Below are 20293 nucleotides of genomic sequence, written 5' to 3'. Positions count from 1 at the left end.
TTAAGCTTCATTTGTGCGTATAGACATAAAAATTATTATATAAGATTATAATTAGGATGTTATATGAAGGGTGTTCCTTTAGTATCCAGGCTTTTATTGCTTGTTTTACTATTCTCAGCAGGAAGTTTAATTGCGGAGAATATCGATGATTCGTACTACGATGTTTACTATGGTGATGTCAATGGTGATGGGGTAGATGATATTTATCTCAAAGCTAGAGACCTTTATGTAATGATCCATGGAGAGGTTGTTGTACCTCTCGTACTGCCCCCGATAAACCCTAGTTATTTATATGCTTCTCAAGGCGGTAGTTATGGCTCTCCGGTTGTCAGTGAAAATATTGATATCAGTTTACTGAAAAAAGTACCGCCGACAAGTTTGCAATATCTGGACTACAGTGGCGATGGTAATACAGATCTTTATATTGCCAAGGTTGGCAGTATGCTACATAACGCTGTAATTGCAGGGGGCGATGCAATAACGCCGGATATAATCGCTACCAATGTCTTCATTGATAAGATAGGTAATCTATCGATCACGCAGACAGACCCGGCGAATGACCTGATGACCGAATCTTTATACAGAGGTAAACTCACTGGTCAGCATTTGGTGGGTAAAGATGGATCGTTTAACTATACGATCCCTATTGAGGTTCCACCTGGTATTAATGGCCTGCAGCCCCAAGTCAATTTGAATTACAACAGTAATCGTCGAAATGGCGTAGTGGGTTGGGGATGGGATATTGGTGGCCAGTCAAAGATATCACGATGTCGCGCTAGTAAAGTGAGAGATGGTGCGATAAGCGGCATTAATAAGGGAGATGCTTATAAATTCTGTCTGGATGGACACCGTCTTGTTCAGATTGGTTCAGGTTCTCACGGGGGAATAAGTTATCGTGAATATCGTACCGAATCAGAGTCATTTCAGCGCCTGAGAGCTTATGGGGGGGAGGCTGCGGTACCAGACTATTGGCGAGTTGAGTCAAGGGATGGGGGAAAAATTCATTATGGTGCGAAGGGCTCGGCCAATACTGAATTTGAAGACGGTTATAATAAAACACTTCACTGGCGGATTGCTAAGCGTGAGGACGTCTTCGGCAATTACATGGTGTATACCTATGAAAAAGATACCTCTGCAGGTGTCCATCGAATCAGTCAGATTGATTATACCAAGCACAATGTTGCACAAGGGACTAATAATGCGCTGATTTTCACCTATGAACCCAGAGTAGATGTTCGCGAAAGCTATATAGCAGGTAGAAAGCATAGAGTAGATAAGCGCCTAAAAACTATAACAGTAAAGAGTAGCGACAGTCATATAGTTCGCCTTTATAGTCTCAACTACCAAGCTGTTGATGGAAATATCAATGCTGATCCAACCAGTACCAGTAAGCTGCAAAATGTCACATTATGCTATGGAGGGTCGACCACAGATTGCGGGCAGCCGTTATCTTTTGATTGGAGTTCCTCATCGAGTAGCACATATGCCAATAAACCTTTGGGTAGTGAATATCGCTGGGTTCTTGATGAAGTAGTATTTCCAGAATGGTTAGCTGACTTTAATGGCGATTATAAAGTAGATTACCCTGTTGTCCGAAATGACACTCTTTACGTTAAAGATGCAACGGGCACTTTGGTGAAAGTAGGTGATGTAAGCTCACCGGGAACTATTACTTATTATCAATACAATAGAAGTTTCTCGGAGTCACTTATCCCGACAACAAGAGATCTAAGATATTTTGGTTTCATCCCGTTGGATATAAACGGAGATGGTAAACTTGATCTCATTGCAAACTCTTGGATGGGGCTTGCTGGCACTAAAGCTTTTCTCAATACTGGTAGTGGTTACGTTTATAGTGGAGCTTACTCCCTTACTTCTGAGCAAATCACCTTGCATACAGGAAGTTCAGGTTCGCAATCGCATCTTTGGCCAGAAACATTAATACAAAGTGTCACAGCCCCTGAGCCTTATCGCCTAGTATTTAAGGATATGAATGGTGATGGCTTGGTTGATGTTTTTCGATACGGTATTGGTCGTTACACTTTATCGACTGACGGGCGTTATCGAAATTATTTAAAGGGTCCATTAAAAGATCGCTCGGTAGCCTTGAATACGGGTAGTGGATTTTCGGAGTTTGCGCAATGGTGGCATGGAGAGTCATCTCACCCCTCAACACGGATAGGGGATATTAATGGTGATGGCTTACCCGATATGGCTGATGTACTGGGAAATGTCTCGATTAATACCGGTAATGGATTTATTTTAAAATCACCAGAAGACTATTCTTATGATGGTGAGTTTACCCGCTTTGGACCCGCTCAGCCTTTTCCCGATATAGTAGATAACCTGCAGCTGCAGGATATGAATGGGGATGGCTTGGCAGATATGGTGTTTAGTTACAATCGGATCCTGTATTCTACAGGGGATGATTGGGTTGCTGCTCCGACAGACCCCGGAATTGAGAGCGCAACAACTCAAGTACCCAAAGAGCAACGTAAGAGCACTCTTGGAAGATTTCTCGTTGACTATAATGGTGACGGGTTAATTGATAAGTTGTATATAGTTAATGCTAATTGTGAATATCTCACTGAGCGAGAAGATAAAAAATCTGCATACTTAGCTGTGCGCTTTAATAAGGGAGAAACTTTCTCCAGTTGTCAATTACTTCATAGTTCACCTAAAAACTACGAACATATTAATGCCGTTCCCGATTGGCGAACTAGCGCATGGCTGGATCTTGACCGTGACGGTATGGTCGATTTTTTTGCTGATCATGATGGTAGCTCTACTGCTAATGATACACAGGGGCTAACTACTACTAGCAATAATATTCGAAAGCCTCGTATTGAAAGTGTTAATTTTGATGGCCGCGAACAATTGGAGGTTCAATATCGACCTCTAGATACAGCGTGTGATCTGGCGATCAAAGGGAATGTCTCCTGTAATTTGCTGGGTATAAGGCAAGTTTACGATTCTCACGATAATGAGGATATAGCGCCTGATGGTGCAGGCCCCAAAAATACAGTCCCCGTGTCTAGTTTACCGTATGTTGTAACCATACTAGAGGAAAGTAATGGTATTGGTGGTACCACAGCTGCGGAATATAAATATGAGTCTCCTGTTAGGCACCGCACAGGCTATGGTTCTTTGGGTTTTGCCAGAGTTATAGAAACTGTGAGCCACGAGGGGCAGGCTAAAAAAATACGTACAGTGTCAGAATTCCATCAGGTGGCTCAAGATAATTATCTTTTGGCCGGTCAACTTAAAAGACAGCAAGTCTGTGCGGTAGATGGCTCCTATGTAGACTGTTTCAAGAACTGCTCTAATTCCGCTGATACTTCCACTTGTACGTTAGATGTACTAAGTGACACTAAGTATCGGTGGAAAATTCGTACTTATAGTGATGATGTGGATGCTGGTTTTAGTAGTCCGCATTATTTTCCTTATGTATACGAGCAAAGTACGGTAAGAAATAGCCTATATAATGGTAGTAAAATTTCCGATACAATTATTCGAAACCATAATTCTGCAAGCTTTTCTTGTAGTCCTGTAGAAAATATTGATGTTGTACTCACTACAACTAGTGATGTGGATTATCATACCGATGGTGTGTTGCTCAATTCCCATAAGGTAATCTGTGATACCTATGCTAGCCAGGCTAGTGTGACTGCACATCATAAACAAAAAAGCCAAATATTCAGTACAAAGTCAGACGATAGCTGGATACTGGGTTTGCCTGAGAGAGTAGAGGATACTGCATCAGTGGGTGCCAGTAGCACTTCAGTTAGCAGCAAAAAACGAACTACGGCTTACTCCTATAATAACAACGGAACAATAAAAACAAAAACAATTGAACCTGAGGGCTCTGCTTCATTAAAACTAATTACAACGTATGGTTATAACAACTATGGCTCCATAAGCAGTATCGCTGAAAGCTTTAATAGCTTCGCTTATGATGGTCTGGATTTTACCGTTCGTGCGGAGAGTTATATTGAAAACTTTGATGCCAATGGTATACGAAAAGTAACCCATACCAACCCTAAAGGCCAAAGTGCAATCACTAAATTTAGTGCAGATTTTGGTTTGCCATTTGAAATTCAGGATCTAAATAATCTTATTACAAAAATATCATATGATAGTGTTGGGCGGGTGGACCATATAGATCATCCTGATAATACTCGTACAGATTTTGATTATCGAAATTGTGGCAATAGCTGTTTTAGCTATAACCCAAATGTTGAGTTTTATATTCAAAGCAAAACGACAGGGTCGCCTTCTGTTAGGACATACTTTGACAGTTTCGAGCGAGAGCTAGGGAACAGAACAAAGGATATGCTGGGCGCTTTTATTTACAGTTATCAGGCCTATAATGGGCAAGGACTCATTACTTCTGAGATTGCTCCCTTTTATAATAACGATCCACGGTATAAAGTTAGCACTAAGTATGATTTGCTTGGCCGAGAAGAACTAAAGACAAAAGCGGACTCATCCACTGTTAAAACAACCTATAAAGGTCTTGAAACAGTAGTTGCCAAAACTGTTCTATCAGAGCATAGTCCGTCGGAAGTACAAACAACCAAGTTGTTTGTGAATGGCGCTGGTTGGACAATGAAAACTTTGGACAATGCCGGAACTCAAGTTGACTATACTTATTGGCCATTTGGAGATTTACAGTCAACCAAGGTTGATAATGATAATAACACTCTGATTAATATTGAGTACGATATACTGGGGCGAAAAACATTACTGAGTGATCCGAACACAGGTACAGTCTTATATGATTATAACCCGCTAGGTTTAATAGCAGCTCAAACTGATGCAGAAGGCTATGTTACTCGGTTTAGTTACGATAAATTGGAGCGTACTATTGCGCGAACTGACAATGCTACAGCGGTTCACGGCTCATCAGGTCTTACTCACAGCTGGACCTATGACGATAAACTTTATGGTATTGGGCTACTGGGAACGCTCAGTGGCTATAATTCAGACGGCTCGGCCTATACAGAAAATTATAGTTATTCGTCTTTTTCACAACCAGAGTCAGTTGAACAGGTTATTGACGGTAAAAGCTATATAACTCGTCAACACTATGATTCATTTAATAGGGCATTTGCTACCACCTATCCAACAGGATATACGATCGCAAATCATTACAATAGCCATGGACATATGGTTAAAGTAAAAAATGCTCATGATGGTCAAGTGTTATGGAGTGCGAACTCGCAAGATGCTCGCGGAAACCTAACAGAGTTTACCTTAGGGAACGGAGTTGTAACCAAGCAAATATACAAGCCAACGAATGGATATATTGATAGTGTTGTAGCAAAAAAGGGGAGTTTCCTTATTCAGAGTCATGAGTATGATTTTGATAGTTTAGGTAATCTGGACCAGCGCAGAGATAATAAGAACGGCTTAACCCAGAGCTTTTATTATGACTCTGTGAATCGCCTGTCAAAATCATGTTTTACCAATTGTATTGGCGCACCCAACGACTTTAGCTATGATGTTTTGGGTAATGTAAAAACACTGTATGATAATTCTGATATTTATCAATACGGTCAAAACGGGGCGGGTCCTAATGCGGTAACCAGCGCTCGTGGATATACCAACTATTATAATCAGAATGGTAGTTTGACCAGCTCAACTAAGGACAGTAACAATCACCGTGCTGTAGATTATACTGCATTTAACAAGCCTACCCGCATAGAAAATACTGTTAATGGTGTAACCCGTTGGTCCGAAATCACGTATGGCCCAGATCAGAGTCGTGTTAAGCGTACTGATAGTAGCGGCCGCTCAACTATCTATGCGAGCCTCGGTGTTTATGAAGAAACCACCTTTAACGGAATCCTGCAAAAAATTCATTATGTAGGGGATTATGCGTTATATATACAAGAAGGTGATGCTTCATCTGGTTATTACCTTTACCAACATCGTGATCACATTGGCTCTATAGTGGCAAAATCTGGAGCTAACGCTGACAGTAATGATGATGTGCAGTGGATGTCAAATGGCCCCTGGGGAAAGAGGCGTGATACATTATGGAATGGCGCAGAAGAGGGTGAAGACTATGTGCCCTTTGTTACGGCTCGAGGCTATACGGATCATGAGCATTTGGATGGTGTTCAGCTCATTCATATGAATGGGCGTGTATATGATCCAAGTCTTGGCAGATTTTTGAGTCCTGATCCATTTATTCAAAGCCCAAAAAATTCGCAAAGTTATAACCGTTATTCTTACGTTTTAAATAACCCTCTTTCTCTTGTAGACCCGACAGGGTATATGTCCGTAAATTTCGGAAGTAGGTGTAATCTAGAAAGTAGAGGTTGTCTACCACCCTGTGCTGAAGGCGGGTCCTGCCCAACCGGACCGGGTGGAAGAACTTTCACTGGCCAGACTTATATTAATTCAGTAATTTCATTGGGTCAGTCGCCTAGTGCATCTGGGTTTGCTTCTTCAGGAGGTGGAGGTTGGGGGGAGATTGGCTCATCTGGGCAGATTAGTTTATCTGAACAGAATGGTGGTATTAATGACACCATCTACCTAAATGATGGCCCTCCATATGATGATATTCCTACGTTACCTACGGGCAATGAACCTAGCACTATAGATTACTCAAGGTACGCATTAAAAAATACCGGTAGGGAAGTTTTAAAATTGCTCCAAGCGATACCCGGTGAAGGTCAAATTGTTGGGGGGGCAATCAAAGTTGGGACTTTCTTATTTGTCAGCAGAGCTACAGTAGCTACAAGTGGATTAGCTGGAAACCCAATGTTTAAGCATGCAGTATCACAGTTTAAGCGTGCGGGGTGGACACATGCAGGAAGAGCCGCAACCAAACATCCAAATGTTTTAGGAGTTAATGTACCAAAAGCTCAGGTTCAAAAGGCTTTGATTGAGAAATTTGGTAGTCAAGCAGGTGTGAACCGGGCTGCGGCAGATGCTCTTAAAAATATTATGCGCAATGGCACTAGGTCTGACAAGCCACACAAGGCTTATGGTAATGTTACGGAGTTTAAATTAGATAATGGAATAGGAGCACGTTTTAACTCGGATACGAATGAATTTATCGGATTTTTAGGTAGAGGATTGTAAATTGAAAAATACAGAGATTATAGAAAAAGCAAATTTTCAATTGTGTTCTGTGCCGGATAGTGAAGGACTGGTTTTAGAGATTTCCAAAGGTGAGGAGCCAGCTTTCCTTGAGGTTAGAGTTGATGAAAATGGTGTGCAATGGTTTCGCTTTTTTTCTAATGAAAACCATGTTGCGATAACATTAGAAGATATGGAAAAAGCAATTGAAATTGCAAAGAGAGAAGTTGTTAATACCTCGATTGATATGTGACTATACCCCCGGTTAGCTAATGCTGTTGGGGGCTATTCGTTTTTTGCTCAGCGATCAATGCCAGCTGGCCGCTTGAAACCTCAATCTTAGGGAGAAACTAATTCAGAAAACCCATAGATTTGAGGTGTTAGCAGCGGTGCTGGCACTCGCTCTAGCGGAGTTGCTTTCTGGAATAATGCTGAGGAATTTTGATGCACTGAGAAATGATGCTTGGAGTTCCAAAATATTGATTTTTGATAAAAGCCGAAAGAAATAGTACTAAGAAGTTGGGTGGAAGTGAGCATGTTTTTAGAAGGAAGGCGAGCCGCTAATACCGTGTGTCTAGCACTTTTCAGTGGTGCGCTGGCTTGTCGTATAGCTTCTATTGAATCTACCAAACTTTAAAAGTGGCTTTCAATATTTTAGTTGAGATAGGGCTCAAGCTTTGGTGAGAAGCTCAGTCGTTTGAGAATAGGGTTAAGATCTAGTTATTGTAGAGTACTTGAAATACAGTAGGTGCCAACTTTAGGAGTGTGACACTGGGGACGGCTCAATCAAATAGAGACAAGTTGAAGAAGTTATCCTTTTAGGTATTGGATCACAAGAAAGTTGCTCCGGTGTGGCTGTAGTTTGTTACGGGCCAGGAGACTTTACCTTTTGGGATTTCATGACCTATACGTATAACAACATGGGTGACCTATGGGATCTATCTAAACAGCAGACTAATGAACAATTTTTGGGGGATAGTACTCTCGGTGAAGCATTGATTGAGAATGCTGATGTTCCTGGCGGGATTGTAGATTCTGTAGGAGATGTTTTGGATAGTGATGTCACAGGGGCTGTTGTTGGCATTCTTGCGCGTAGGGTACCTGGAGGAAAGACTCTTGAGGATAAGGTAGAGGATGCACTTGATGCTACAAAGGGGATACCGAGAATAACAGAAAAGGGTCTGAATCGTATTGAAAGTCACTTGGATAGTGCTTTAAAGGATCAGTTTCCTGAATTTACTCGAAAGTAACAACTTGAATTTCAGAGATGGGAACGATCAATGCTTGAACGATTGCAAAATGGAAATACAACTAAGTATGATATTGAATTTTATCTACATGAGCTGAAAGAGTCTGCACAGTTTAGAAAAACTGGAGAGTTGATGCCTGCTCACGAAAGAGCACTCAAGTGGCGAAATGTTGAATCCCTGGACCTGTTCACCCAAGTATAAGGAATTAATATGAGTCTTGTTCACCTACGATTGATACGTACTTACGATGCACAGGAAGAAGCTATTTACGATGTCCAGTCAATTGACTTCAATAAACGTAATCAGGACAAAGTCTGGCAATCATTAGGCGAACTTAATTTTGATAAGTTAAATGCTAAGTATCAATACATACCTACGAAGTTGTGGTCTGATACATGTGGTTATCCTAGTGAGTTCGCCACACCGGAAAACCAATCCGCTAACTTTGAAGGGTTGGGTAGTAGCCCTTGGGCTAAAGTGATAATGGGGTATGCAGAGCAGTTTTTGGAAAAAAAGGAATATCCTGAAAGTCATCCACCTCTCTTTTGTAATTAGTTGTGACAAAGGGGTTAGCCATAATTCCCAGGCGTGTACAGCAAATCGAACTATAGTTATCTTGGCGGAAAAAATGGGTGGAGGTTCTACAAGTATATTTTCTGTGATAGCAGATAAACTTGGTAATCTTCAAGCAGCTTCCCCAGAGGCGCTATGCTAATTATGGTGGTAGGCTCAAACAGAGAACCCAGGACACCCATATATTAAGAAGTGAATCAAAAGCAGATCAGTGATTGTCTTTATACTTGGCTTATGGTCAGAAGAAGGGAGGGAGAGGGAACCTGTGCTGATTGTCTAACAATATTGGACCGATTCTATATCTAGGTAGGGAGAAAATCGGCAGGTAATTCTATGAATTTCAGTTTAGTTGTAATTAGGAGAAAGCAACTGCTGACAATCATGCAAACCATACACGCAGCGTTTATTATTCTCAGAATTCTGGGCACTTTTTGAAATCATTTGGTAATAATGCGTAGTCGCTCAGATTGGCTTAGGTTTAACTTTTGAATCTTTCTGCAATGGGTTCCAGCTTCAACCCTCTCAGTCAAGAGTAAACCCTGTGGGCACATAATTTGCTCTTGACTGAGAGGAGAGAGTTGAAGATTGATTTGGTTGATCACTGACTTAAAGGCTAGTTTTGATTCAAGATTTTAATACGATCTGACACTGTCTGTAAGGTCAAGTCTGAACTAACTCAAAAAAGATTACGGGTTTTTATGCATTTCTGACCCTTCCCATCAACAAAGGAGAGCGCCCTCACCAACATCACTATGATAAAGGCGGAAGAAAAACTTAACTTACTGTCAGAAAACAGTTGACCACTACACTCAAGGCTTCTTGAGCTTACTAGGAAAGAACATTGAGGTATTACTCAAGTATCCGTCGAAATTGTTGGAGATGATATTTACCCTATTTATATCTTATCAGGAATACTTAAAGATTCTGTCACTGAGGAAGCTTAGAAACTCATTCTACTAATGTGTGCAAACCCGGAGAGTACCGGGCTGCTATTTAACTACTCACGGGGGAAAGGAAAAATGATACTTGCAACCATGGTGTGGGAATCTGCCTACATGTGGTTAGCAGCTAAAAACCGCATAGAACTAATAATATTAAAGGCAGGATCAGTGCAAGGTTCGCTGCTGCCTGTCCAAACGCATAGTAGAAGAAAAGCGAATCATATCTAGTAGCGTGTCGATGTAACGCTCGCCCAGTTCACCCAAATCCTCAATTCGTGGAGACTGCAGCCAGTCTTCCAATACACCAAAAAGACCACCATGTAGCATCTGTTGCGCCAGATCTACATCTAAATCTGTAGGCAACTGCCCTGCAGTAACTGCCATCTTCATTAAGTTGGCCATGCGTTCTAAGCCAGCAGTACGGCCCTGCTTGATACGCTGGGTTGATTCACACACTTCACTGACAGCCTCACATGGTAGGAAGATAATCTCGAGGACCCGCTGCCACTGTTCATTGCAGGCAATATCATGGAACAACCAAACCCAGCGGGTACGCAAGGTTCCCAAAGGGTTTTCCTTCAGCTCTTTCCCGGCAGTCTCACATAGTCTCTCACCGGGAAGTTCCATGCGCTCTGTCAAGGCATTAAGCAATCCAGCTTTACTGCGGAAATGGTCGTAGATCGAGCCACGGGTTACCCCGGCCAGTTCAGCCACCTCTGCAAGGGAGGCATGTGATACCCCGAATTCATGAAATACATTCATCGCGGCGTCCAGGATACGCTCACGAGTTGCCGCTGTTTGCTCTTTTCTGAGTTTGGTCATGGGGACTGCAGCTTCTTTTCTAATCATGTTTGTCTCATCTGACCGCATATTCACCGCATTTCGCCGCACGGTAGCTAAATGAGATATTCGTGCAAACCCTTGAAAACACTGGGTGAAAGTGCATCTTAGTCGATTATTACGCGCTGATGAACAGTTGATTGAATTTCATGCGTGCACATAAAATGTCAAGCAACTAGAACTAGACTTTCCTGTCTCTTTTCATGTTTCCCCGCAACTGACCCGCAATACCGGTAGTCAGCCCTTATTGAGGTAACCATGTTCAATAAAAAAGCGCTAATCAGTCTTCTGGTCGCATCCTCTGTTCTTGCGGCCTGCGATGAAAAGGCCGCTACACCGCCGATGATGGCGCCTCAGGTTACAGTTGTCACGCTGGAATCTGAGCCAGTGACCCTCACAAGGGAGTTGCCGGGGCGCACTTCCCCTTTCAAGGTGGCGGAAGTTCGCCCGCAAGTTAATGGCATCATAAAACAGCAATTGTTCCGTGAAGGTGGCCGTGTCGATGCAAATCAGCCGCTCTATCAGCTGGATGATGCCATTTACCGAGCGGATGTGGACAGTGCCCGCGCGAAGTTACAGCGTGCCAACGCCGCCATGAATATCGCGCGATTGAAGGCGGTACGGACTAGAGGCTTAATAAGTAATGGAGCCGTTAGCAAGCAGGAAAATGATGCGGCTGAGGCGGATTTGCAGGAAGCTCGTGCAGATGTGGCCGAGGCTAAAGCGGAGCTGCACCGGGCTGAGATACAGCTGGACTACGCCCAAATTACTTCCCCGATTACGGGCCGAATTGGTAAATCCTCTGTAACCCAGGGGGCACTAGTGACGGCCAATCAGGCCGCAACTTTGGCCACAGTGCAACAGCTGGACCCCATTTATGTGGATGTTACTCAGTCGGCTGCAGAGTTGGTAAGCCTTCGCCGGGCTCTCCAGGCCGGCACACTGGCGGATGCCACTCATCTGCCGGTCAAGATCCTGCTGGAAGATGGCGGTGAGTTTGAACACCAGGGCAAACTCGAGTTTGCCGAAGCAAGTGTTGATCCCTCAACTGGTAGCGTATTGCTACGGGTAGTTGTACCCAACCCGGATAATATGTTGCTGCCGGGCATGTATGTGCGTGCAATAGTGGGCAGCGGTGTACGCGATAACGCTATTTTGGTGCCTCAGCAAGGTATTGCGCGGGACCCGAAAGGCAATACGTCAGCCATGGTGGTCAATGAAGAGAATATCGTTGCTCAGCGCTCAGTACGGGTAAGCCGCACAGTTGGCAATCGATGGCTGGTAGAAGAGGGGCTTGAGCCCGGCGACCGTGTCGTGGTGGCTGGATTGCAGAAAATCCGCCCCGGCGCCCCGGTGCAGCCGAGTGAGCGTGAGGACAAACAGCCACCTGCAGCAATTGGCGATGAAAAAACCACAGCTGAGCAGGGTTCCTGAGGGTAGGGGTTATGGCGAGTTTCTTTATCAACCGACCCATCTTTGCCTGGGTTCTGGCAATTATCACAATGCTGGCTGGTGCATTGTCCATCAGCAAGCTGGCGGTGGAGCGTTATCCCAATATTGCACCGCCCTCTATCAATATTGAGGCGAACTACCCGGGCGCTTCTGCCAAGGTGGTCGAGGACTCCGTTACACAGATCCTGGAACGGAATATGAAAGGCCTGGATGGCCTTCTATATATGTCTGCTACCAGTCAATCCAACGGTGGTGCTTCCATTTCTCTGACATTTGAGAATGGTACCGATCCAGATACCGCGCAGGTACAGGTCCAGAACAAGGTGCAGTTGGCAATGCCATTGTTGCCCCAAGAGGTACAGCTACAGGGGGTCAACGTCAGTAAGTCCCGCGGCGGCTTCCTGATGGTTGCGGGCTTTGTATCTGAAGACGGCAGTATGAATCGCAACGATATTGCCGATTATATTAATTCAGCCATTGTGGACCCGGTTAGCCGGGTACCGGGCGTTGGAAACGTGCAGGTATTCGGCTCCAAGTATGCACTGCGTATTTGGCTTGACCCCAATAAGCTGACCACTTACGACCTGACACCGAATGATGTCGCCGCAGCAGTGCGGGCACAGAATGCCCAGGTTACCGTGGGCAGCCTTGGCGGTGCGCCGGCAGTGCCGGGGCAACAACTCAATGCCTCCATTACCTCACAGGGACGCCTGCAAACCCCGGAGCAATTCCGGGAAATTGTGGTCCGTGCCAATGATGATGGCTCCCTGCTGCGGCTTGGCGATATCGCTCGTGTTGAATTGGGGGCAGAGAACTACGAGTTTATCTCCCGCTACAACCGCCAACCGGCAACGGGTATTGCCATTAACCTGGCTACTGGTGCCAATGCGTTAGATACCGCAGAGGGCGTTAAAGCAAAGCTCAAGGAGCTGGAGCCTTTCTTCCCAAGGGGACTTACCTCGGTCGTACCTTTTGATACCACGCCCTTCGTTGAGGTCTCCATCAAAGGTGTGATCAGTACTTTGATTGAAGCCATTGTGCTGGTCTTCCTGGTGATGTATCTGTTCCTGCAAAACTTCCGTGCAACCTTAATTCCCACGATTGCAGTGCCAGTAGTACTGCTGGGAACCTTTGCGGTTCTCGCGGCATTGGGATTTTCGGTCAATATGCTCACTATGTTCGCCATGGTGTTGGCCATCGGCCTGCTGGTGGACGATGCCATTGTGGTTGTGGAGAACGTAGAGAGGGTGATGCGTGAAGAGGGATTGTCACCAAAGGAAGCAACTAAAAAATCCATGAAGCAGATTACTGCGGCACTGATAGGTATCGGCGTAGTGCTCTCGGCAGTGTTTGTGCCTATGGCATTTATGGATGGCGCTACCGGAGTAATCTATCGCCAGTTCTCAGCAACCATTGTTGCTGCCATGGCCTTGTCTGTATTAGTGGCGATTATCCTGACCCCCGCACTATGTGCCACCTTGCTGAAACCACTTTCAAAAGGAGAAAGCCACGGTGAGAAAGGCTTCTTTGGTTGGTTTAATCGGAACTTTGAGCGCGGCAGCCAGCGTTACCAGGGCGGAGTGCAGGGCATTCTAAAACGCAGCGGCCGTTTTATGCTGTTGTTTGTGGCCCTTTCGGCCGTGATGGCCTTCCTGTTTCTGCGCTTACCCAGCTCCTTCCTGCCGGATGAAGACCAGGGCGTGCTCTTCTCTATGGTGCAGGCACCTGTAGGTGCGACCCAGGAACGCACCATGGCATCTATCCGCAAAGTGGAAGATCAGTTTCTGGACAACGAGCAGGGTATCGTGAAGTCGGTATTTTCAGTGCAGGGCTTTAGTTTTGCTGGCAGCGGCCAGAATACCGGTATCGCCTTTGTAAATATGGAAGACTGGTCCGACCGGGAAGAGGAATCGCAAAGTGCCGGAGCAGTAGCCATGCGTGCTATGGGCGCGCTGATGCAAATTAAAGATGCCATGGCTTTTGCCTTTGCGCCGCCGCCTCTGCCAGAGTTGGGTTCTTCTGGTGGCTTTAACTTTTACTTAAAAGATAACGGCAATCTGGGGCACGAAGCACTGACCGCTGCCCGCAACCAATTCTTGGGGATGGCCGGGCAGAGTAAATTACTCTCTAACGTACGCCCCAATGGCCAGGAGGACACGCCGCAGTTCCGGGTGAAAATTGACAACGCCAAGGCTGCGGCCCTCGGCTTGTCTATTGCCGATATTAACAGCGCGCTGAGTACCGCTTGGGGTGGCTCCTATATCGATGACTTTATCGATCGCGGCCGGGTGAAGCGGGTTTATATGCAGGCGGATGCGCCATATCGCATGGTGCCGGAAGACTTCCAGCTTTGGTCTGTGCGCAATGATAAAGGCGATATGGTGCCTCTATCTTCCTTTGCCAGCTTCTCCTGGGAGTACGGATCTCCTCGCCTGGAGCGCTACAACGGCGTGCCATCCATGCAAATCAACGGCCAGGCAGCTCCAGGAGTCAGCTCTGGTGAGGCCATGGCAGAAGTGGAGAGACTGGTAGCTCAGTTGCCGGCGGGTGTTGGTATTGAGTGGAGTGGCCTTTCTTACCAGGAGCGTGCCGCCGGAGCACAAACACCACTGCTTTATACCCTGTCATTACTGATTGTTTTCCTGTGCCTTGCCGCACTTTATGAGAGCTGGACAGTACCAACAGCCGTATTGTTAATGGCGCCTTTAGGTATTCTTGGCGCGGTGCTGGCGAATAGCTTGCGGGGGATGGAAAGGGATATCTATTTCCAGGTGGCCATGTTGACCACTGTGGGCTTAACCAGTAAGAACGCCATTTTGATTGTGGAGTTTGCCAAGCAAAACTTAGAGGATGGTATGGAGCTGGTGCAGGCTACTATGCGTGCAGTACGCGATCGCCTGCGTCCTATCCTGATGACTTCTTTGGCTTTTGGTTTGGGAGTTCTTCCGCTGGCGATAGCCACTGGTGCAGGTTCTGGCGCGCAGCGCGCAATTGGAACCGGGGTACTGGGGGGAATGGTTGTGGGCACGCTGCTGGGAATCTTCTTTATTCCTTTGTTCTTTGTGGTGGTGCAGAGGCTGTTTGGGAGAAAGGCTAATAATAAAGAGTCATCTCAGGCTGATGCTCCTGAACGCAATGAGACTGAGGCTGTAGAAGCTGTATAAATTTATATCTGAAAAAGCCAGGCCGGATAATAGGGCCTGGCTTTTTTATTTCCAATGAATGCGGTAGCACTTGCAGGTTTAAGCAAGCTCAGTAATACGTTCATTTGCAGCTGCGACGGCCTTTTCTTTTGCCTCTTCACCGGTCGCAAGCCCCTCCGTGTAAACAAGTTCAACATCGGTGATACCTACAAAGCCGAGGAACTGACGTAGAAAGGCACTCTGCGCATGATCGTCACCGTGATAGCCACCTCGAGCGACAAAGACGATTGCTTTCTTGTTCTTCAGCAATCCTTCAGGACCATTCGCTGTGTAGCGGAAGGTGACGCCGGCTCGGGCGATATGGTCGAAGTAGGTGTGCAGGGTGGAGGGGATTGTGAAATTGTACATAGGTACACCCAGTACCAGCACATCTGCCGAAGTAATCTCTTCAATAAGTTTGTCCGAAAAATCAACAATAGCTTGCTGATCTGCGGTGCGCTGCTCAGCCTGGGTAGTGAAGGCCTGAAAGCGCTCCAGAGACAGGTGGGGCACCGGCTCTGCCACCAGATCACGCTGAATTAGTTCGCCATCCGGATTATTCGTTTTCCAGCTCTCGATATACTTTGCAGCCAGCTGGGAGGTCTGTCCTCCGGCTTGGAACATGCTGGATTGGATATTGAGCAACTTTGTCATGACTGGTTCCTAGTGAATCAATTAGCTTGAACACTATTGAAACATTGGTTAATTCGATTAAAAATTAGAAAATTTCACTGAAATCTATCGAAATATCCGATTTATGACTAATCAGTTTGCCAGATCATCTTCAAACCCGAAAATTACGCTCGAGCAATGGCGGTGTTTGGTAGCGGTTGTTGAGGGCGGAGGATACGTCCAGGCGGCGGAACGCCTGCATAAGAGCCAGTCCTCGGTAAGCTATGCGGTGCAAAAACTGGAGTCTGTGCTGGGTGTGGCCGCATTCACTATCAGTGGCCGCAAAGCAGTGCTGACAAAAGCGGGCGATATGCTGTACCGCCATGCACGGCAGCTGCTGGAGGATGCCGCATCTTTAGAGGCTGCAGCCTGTAAGGCTTCTGCTGGCTGGGAGTCAGAAATTGCTATCGGCATAGAGGTCTTTTTTCCCACTTGGTTATTATTGGAGTGTCTTGACCAGTTTGGCGAGGAAAGCCCGCAGACCCGTATTGAAGTTTATGAAACCGTTATCGGCGGTGGGCCTGAAGCACTGCAGCAGGGTAAGATCGACTTCGCTATCAGCCCACATATTCCCAAAGGCTTCAATGGTGAGCTGCTTTACAGCCCGGTACGAATCATTCCCGTTGCCCACCCGGATCATCCTTTACACCAATTGGGGCGAGAGCTGACCTTGCGAGACTTACGCAATCATCGCCATCTGGTGGTGCGGGATACAGGCTCACAGAGAACCAGTCGGACCCATACGGTAGATGTGGCCCAACGCTGGACTGTCAGCAATATGGCCACCTCCATTGGCGCGGCCTGCCGTGGCTATGGTTTTGCCTGGCTGCCGGAGGAGAAAATTAGACAGGAACTGGAAGAGGGCACCTTAAAGCCATTGCCCTTACGCGGTGGCAATGAAAGGCAGGTGTCTATGTACCTGATATTTGCCGATCGCGAGACTACAGGCCCAGGAGCAAGAAGGCTGGCTGAAATTATTCGCCAGCGCCTAAGAGAATTGGAAGCAGATTAATCCGCTTTATTTTTTCCTGGTAGGGATTGTAGATAGGTACATAAATGGCCTGAGGATATTCCCAGGAGAACAGGGGCGATCAGTGAGGCTATTCCTATATAAGTGGTCTCGGCATGTGCAGCAAAAAAGGTAATTAACCCCAGAAACCAAGCGGCAATATTGCCGATAATGGGCTTTCCCCTGAGGGAAACCACGATAAAAGCTACAATAAATACTGTCGCAGCGAAGGCAGCTTTACCCATTACAGGCAGTAACGCACTGTTTATTACAGAAGCAATTACGCCGAGTAAAATTCCCAAAGTGACACAAATACTACCGGTTAATGTGTTGGAAATAGAGGTGGGCCTGGTGAAAAAGACAACCCAGCCGACAAACATTGCCCACGGAGCTAAATTTGTTGCAAGGCAGGTAAAGGCGGCGGCACTGGCAATAGTTGCAGCAATAAAGGTATCTCTACTGCGCTTTAGGTTTAACGCCTGGGTTAGGGAGGGCATCGGCTTTCTTTCCAAGTCAGAAAAATAATCAATAGCAGCAGCTTAAGTTCCTTAAACTGCTGCGAATAATGAACCGGGCTTAAGGTTGGATTTATATAATCCCGCCATTAACCCGAATCACCTGCCCATTGATCCATCCCCCTTGCTCCCCGGCCAAAAAGGCAACCGTGTTTGCAATATCTTCCGGGCTTCCCAGTCGCTCCAGTGGAGACAAGTTGGCGAGGCTGTTCACCATCTCATCAGTTTTGCCATCGAGGAAAAGTTCGGTTGCTGTTGGTCCCGGGGCAACAGCATTAACGGTAATATTTCGTCCTCGCATCTCTTTGGACATTACCTGTGTCATCGCCTCAATGGCGGCTTTGGTTGCTGCGTAGATACTGTAGGTGGGCATATATAGGCCTACAACACTTGAGGACAAGTTGATAATTCGCCCACCTGGTCTAAGGCGTTTACTGGCCTCCCGCATTGTGTTGAATGTACCTTTAAGATTGACGGCAACCATGGTGTCGAAGTCTTCTTCTTTACTTTCGGCTAAAGTTGCTAACTTCATGATGCCAGCACTATTGATAACAGCATCAATACCACCAAAGGTGGCTTCCACAGATTCAAATAATCTAGTAACTGCGTTGGAATCACTGACGTCTGCCTGAACGGTGACGGCCTTTCCTCCGGCCGCTTCAATCTGATTGACCAGCTTTTCAGCGGCATTGAAGTTGCCAACGAAGTTAACCAAGATTGTGAAGTTGTCCTTTGCCAGTCGGGTGGCAATAGCCGCACCTATGCCTCTGGAAGCGCCGGTGACTAGTGCAACTTTTTCCAAAATGACCTTCAAGCTGATTGGAGTCACAGCTGTGACTCTATGAGTAATGTTCCCGAAGAGAATAAGCTCGTGGTTTGAGTAGATAATCTAGCTAAAATGGAACCTATTGTTCTAAATAGATAAACAATGGGCTTAATATGGATAAGCTGGATGCAATGCGGCTCTATGTTCGAATCGTTGAGCGTGGCAGCTTTACCGCGGCCTCTAGCGACTTGGATGTTCCGCGATCTACCTCTACACAAGTGATCAATAAGCTTGAAAAGCAGCTTGGTGTGAGGTTGTTACAGAGATCCACACGCAAGGTAAAAGCAACGCTGGATGGGGAGCTGTATTACCAGCGATGTCTAACGATACTTTCGGATGTAGAAGAAGCGGAAGGTGCATTTAAGGGCTCGTTGCCGAAAGGGGAGGTTCGTGTCGATGTACAGGGAACAATTGCTCGCCACTTCGTTATGCCTAAGCTTCCGCAATTTTTTGAACGTTACCCCGATATTACTTTGGTGATGAGCGAAGGGGATCGCTGGGTTGATTTGGTCCAGGAAGGAGTGGACTGTGCGATCAGATATGGTCATTTAGCCGATAGTGAGTTGATCGCGAGGCGTCTGACAATGCTGGACAGACTCACCTGTGCTTCACCGGGTTATCTTGAGCGCTACGGCACCCCGAAATCCCTACGTGACTTGAGCCATCACCGGGCAGTGGCCCTCCGTTCGATAACAACGGGGAAGTCAACGCCGCTATCATTTTGCGTCGGGGACAAGGTTGAAACCATGGAAGCTATAGCGCCTATCACGGTAACGGGTACGGAGAGTTATCGGGATGCCGTTAAATTAGGGATTGGCCTGGCCCAGTTCCCCAGGTTTCATGTTGAAAAGGATCTAACTGAGGGCAATCTAATAGAAGTGTTACCTAACATTCGCCCACCAAGTGAACCGGTTTCTGTAGTTTTTACTCAGAATCGTTTCCTGTCGCCTAGAGTTAGGACTTTTATTGAATGGTTAACAGAAATTTTTGCTGATCATTAGGGTGTAGGTGGGAGCAACCCAAGCACTGGGAAAAGCTATCCACCAGCGCTTGAGATAGAATGCCGTTGTTAGTTTCCAGCCTTCAAATTTTTTGTTTTCTCAAACCAGAAATTATAAAAATCTTCGGTCACTAGCTGTTCGATATTTGTTGCCTCTTCACGAGGGCAGAATATTGTAGCAGTGATCACATCATGACCAAGATCATTGGTTGTAACACTCACTTTCGCGTCAGGGCCAGATAGCTCCACGCCCATACGACTCTCAATCAGCTTGCAGTAGCGCTCGGCAACTTCCCGGAATGAATCACAGTGTTCCTTCAAGCGTTCTGCAATAAACTTCTTGGCCTCAAAAGGGTTTATTTCACTGCGTTCGCGAGTTATTGAGAAAGTGTGCTCGATATAGCGACGCATGAAGTTCAGGTTCTTTACCGGTTGGGTGAAGAACGCATTGTTGGGAATGTAAAGGGTGGTTCCAGTATAACCATTGCCAAGTCCGTGAGGGTCGATTTCCAAAAGTGTGGTGCTTAACCAATCACTGTCGGTGACCTCACCAAACTGGTCGCCAACTTTAATCCAGTCCCCAACGGTGAAAGAGCGCATATTGGCTTGATATAAACCGCCAACCAAGCACTGTACAGCCTCACGAAGTGCCAGAACAATTGCCACAGAGAAAGCGGCAATAGACAGGGCAAAATCCCGAAGTTCACTTACCCAAATCACCATTAAACCGACTACCAGCAATAAGTTGCCGATATTATGTACAGTATTGATGCGGCGACGTTTATCAGCTTTCTGCCAGCTACTTCGGGCAATGGCTAGCGTAAGCAAGCCGCGCAACAGCATAATGGTTGTAACTAGGCATACAGTGACAAATAGTTTGCTATCCAGGATGTGTTCCAAGAACTCTGGTTTCATTCGGAAAAGGGACCTCACGGAGATGG

Annotated in this window: 14 protein-coding genes; 9 read left to right on the top strand and 5 right to left on the bottom strand. The window is 46.1% G+C overall.

Features of this window, described 5'->3' with window-relative positions; translation table 11 throughout:
- The first annotated feature begins 63 nt into the window (after window positions 1–63).
- From ABWV76_RS13385 to ABWV76_RS13365, 5 genes are all read left to right on the top strand, one after another.
- A complete protein-coding gene (locus ABWV76_RS13385; RefSeq protein ID WP_353376219.1) occupies window positions 64–7095 on the top strand; it encodes an RHS repeat-associated core domain-containing protein in 7032 nt (2343 codons plus the stop codon).
- Window position 7096: 1 nt separating this feature from the next.
- Window positions 7097–7345: a hypothetical protein gene (locus ABWV76_RS13380; RefSeq protein ID WP_353376218.1), complete on the top strand. Its 249-nt coding sequence runs from the start codon at window positions 7097–7099 to the stop codon at window positions 7343–7345.
- Between the two features lie 646 nt (window positions 7346–7991).
- Window positions 7992–8342 (top strand): hypothetical protein, encoded by a 351-nt coding sequence (locus tag ABWV76_RS13375; RefSeq protein WP_353376217.1) that lies wholly within the window; start codon window positions 7992–7994, stop codon window positions 8340–8342.
- Between the two features lie 30 nt (window positions 8343–8372).
- Window positions 8373–8543, top strand: coding sequence for a hypothetical protein (locus tag ABWV76_RS13370; RefSeq protein ID WP_353376216.1), 171 nt, complete (start codon window positions 8373–8375; stop codon window positions 8541–8543).
- Between the two features lie 9 nt (window positions 8544–8552).
- Window positions 8553–8897, top strand: coding sequence for a hypothetical protein (locus tag ABWV76_RS13365; RefSeq protein WP_353376215.1), 345 nt, complete (start codon window positions 8553–8555; stop codon window positions 8895–8897).
- A gap of 1124 nt (window positions 8898–10021) precedes the next feature.
- Here ABWV76_RS13365 and ABWV76_RS13360 read toward each other — a convergent pair.
- Window positions 10022–10705: a TetR family transcriptional regulator gene (locus ABWV76_RS13360; RefSeq protein ID WP_353376214.1), complete on the bottom strand. Its 684-nt coding sequence runs from the start codon at window positions 10703–10705 to the stop codon at window positions 10022–10024.
- Between the two features lie 249 nt (window positions 10706–10954).
- Between ABWV76_RS13360 and ABWV76_RS13355 the strand changes: the two genes are divergently transcribed.
- Together ABWV76_RS13355 and ABWV76_RS13350 are read left to right on the top strand one after the other, a co-directional pair.
- Window positions 10955–12130, top strand: a complete 1176-nt coding sequence (locus tag ABWV76_RS13355) for an efflux RND transporter periplasmic adaptor subunit (RefSeq protein ID WP_020412842.1) — start codon at window positions 10955–10957, stop codon at window positions 12128–12130.
- An 11-nt stretch (window positions 12131–12141) separates the two neighbouring features.
- Window positions 12142–15312, top strand: a complete 3171-nt coding sequence (locus tag ABWV76_RS13350; protein WP_282953444.1) for an efflux RND transporter permease subunit — start codon at window positions 12142–12144, stop codon at window positions 15310–15312.
- Window positions 15313–15390: 78 nt separating this feature from the next.
- Here the strand turns inward: ABWV76_RS13350 and ABWV76_RS13345 are convergent, their stop codons facing one another.
- Window positions 15391–15984, bottom strand: a complete 594-nt coding sequence (locus tag ABWV76_RS13345; protein ID WP_353376213.1) for an FMN-dependent NADH-azoreductase — start codon at window positions 15982–15984, stop codon at window positions 15391–15393.
- A gap of 103 nt (window positions 15985–16087) precedes the next feature.
- Between ABWV76_RS13345 and ABWV76_RS13340 the strand changes: the two genes are divergently transcribed.
- Window positions 16088–17014 carry a LysR family transcriptional regulator gene (locus ABWV76_RS13340; protein ID WP_353376212.1) on the top strand — a complete coding sequence of 309 codons (927 nt, stop codon included), beginning with the start codon at window positions 16088–16090 and terminating at the stop codon, window positions 17012–17014.
- Here ABWV76_RS13340 and ABWV76_RS13335 read toward each other — a convergent pair.
- Together ABWV76_RS13335 and ABWV76_RS13330 are read right to left on the bottom strand one after the other, a co-directional pair.
- The gene (locus tag ABWV76_RS13335) at window positions 17011–17508 is read right to left on the bottom strand and encodes a DUF1097 domain-containing protein (RefSeq protein ID WP_353376211.1); all 498 of its coding nucleotides are present in this window, start codon (window positions 17506–17508) and stop codon (window positions 17011–17013) included. The two genes, ABWV76_RS13340 and ABWV76_RS13335, sit on opposite strands and share 4 nt — an antisense overlap.
- Window positions 17509–17599: 91 nt before the next feature.
- On the bottom strand, window positions 17600–18355 hold the full coding sequence (locus ABWV76_RS13330) for an SDR family oxidoreductase (protein ID WP_353376210.1): 756 nt from the start codon (window positions 18353–18355) through the stop codon (window positions 17600–17602).
- A gap of 110 nt (window positions 18356–18465) precedes the next feature.
- On the opposite strand from ABWV76_RS13330, the gene ABWV76_RS13325 reads away from it, so the two are divergent.
- Window positions 18466–19353 (top strand): LysR family transcriptional regulator, encoded by an 888-nt coding sequence (locus tag ABWV76_RS13325; protein ID WP_353376209.1) that lies wholly within the window; start codon window positions 18466–18468, stop codon window positions 19351–19353.
- 68 nt (window positions 19354–19421) lie between these two features.
- Here the strand turns inward: ABWV76_RS13325 and ABWV76_RS13320 are convergent, their stop codons facing one another.
- Window positions 19422–20267, bottom strand: coding sequence for a mechanosensitive ion channel family protein (locus ABWV76_RS13320; protein ID WP_353376208.1), 846 nt, complete (start codon window positions 20265–20267; stop codon window positions 19422–19424).
- Window positions 20268–20293 lie beyond the last annotated feature (26 nt).

The organism is Microbulbifer sp. NBRC 101763 (genome assembly GCF_040371615.1).
GTDB classification, from domain to species: domain Bacteria; phylum Pseudomonadota; class Gammaproteobacteria; order Pseudomonadales; family Cellvibrionaceae; genus Microbulbifer; species Microbulbifer variabilis.
The sequence above is the reverse complement of the archived record's forward strand: the minus strand, read 5'-3'. Positions and strand labels throughout refer to the sequence as shown.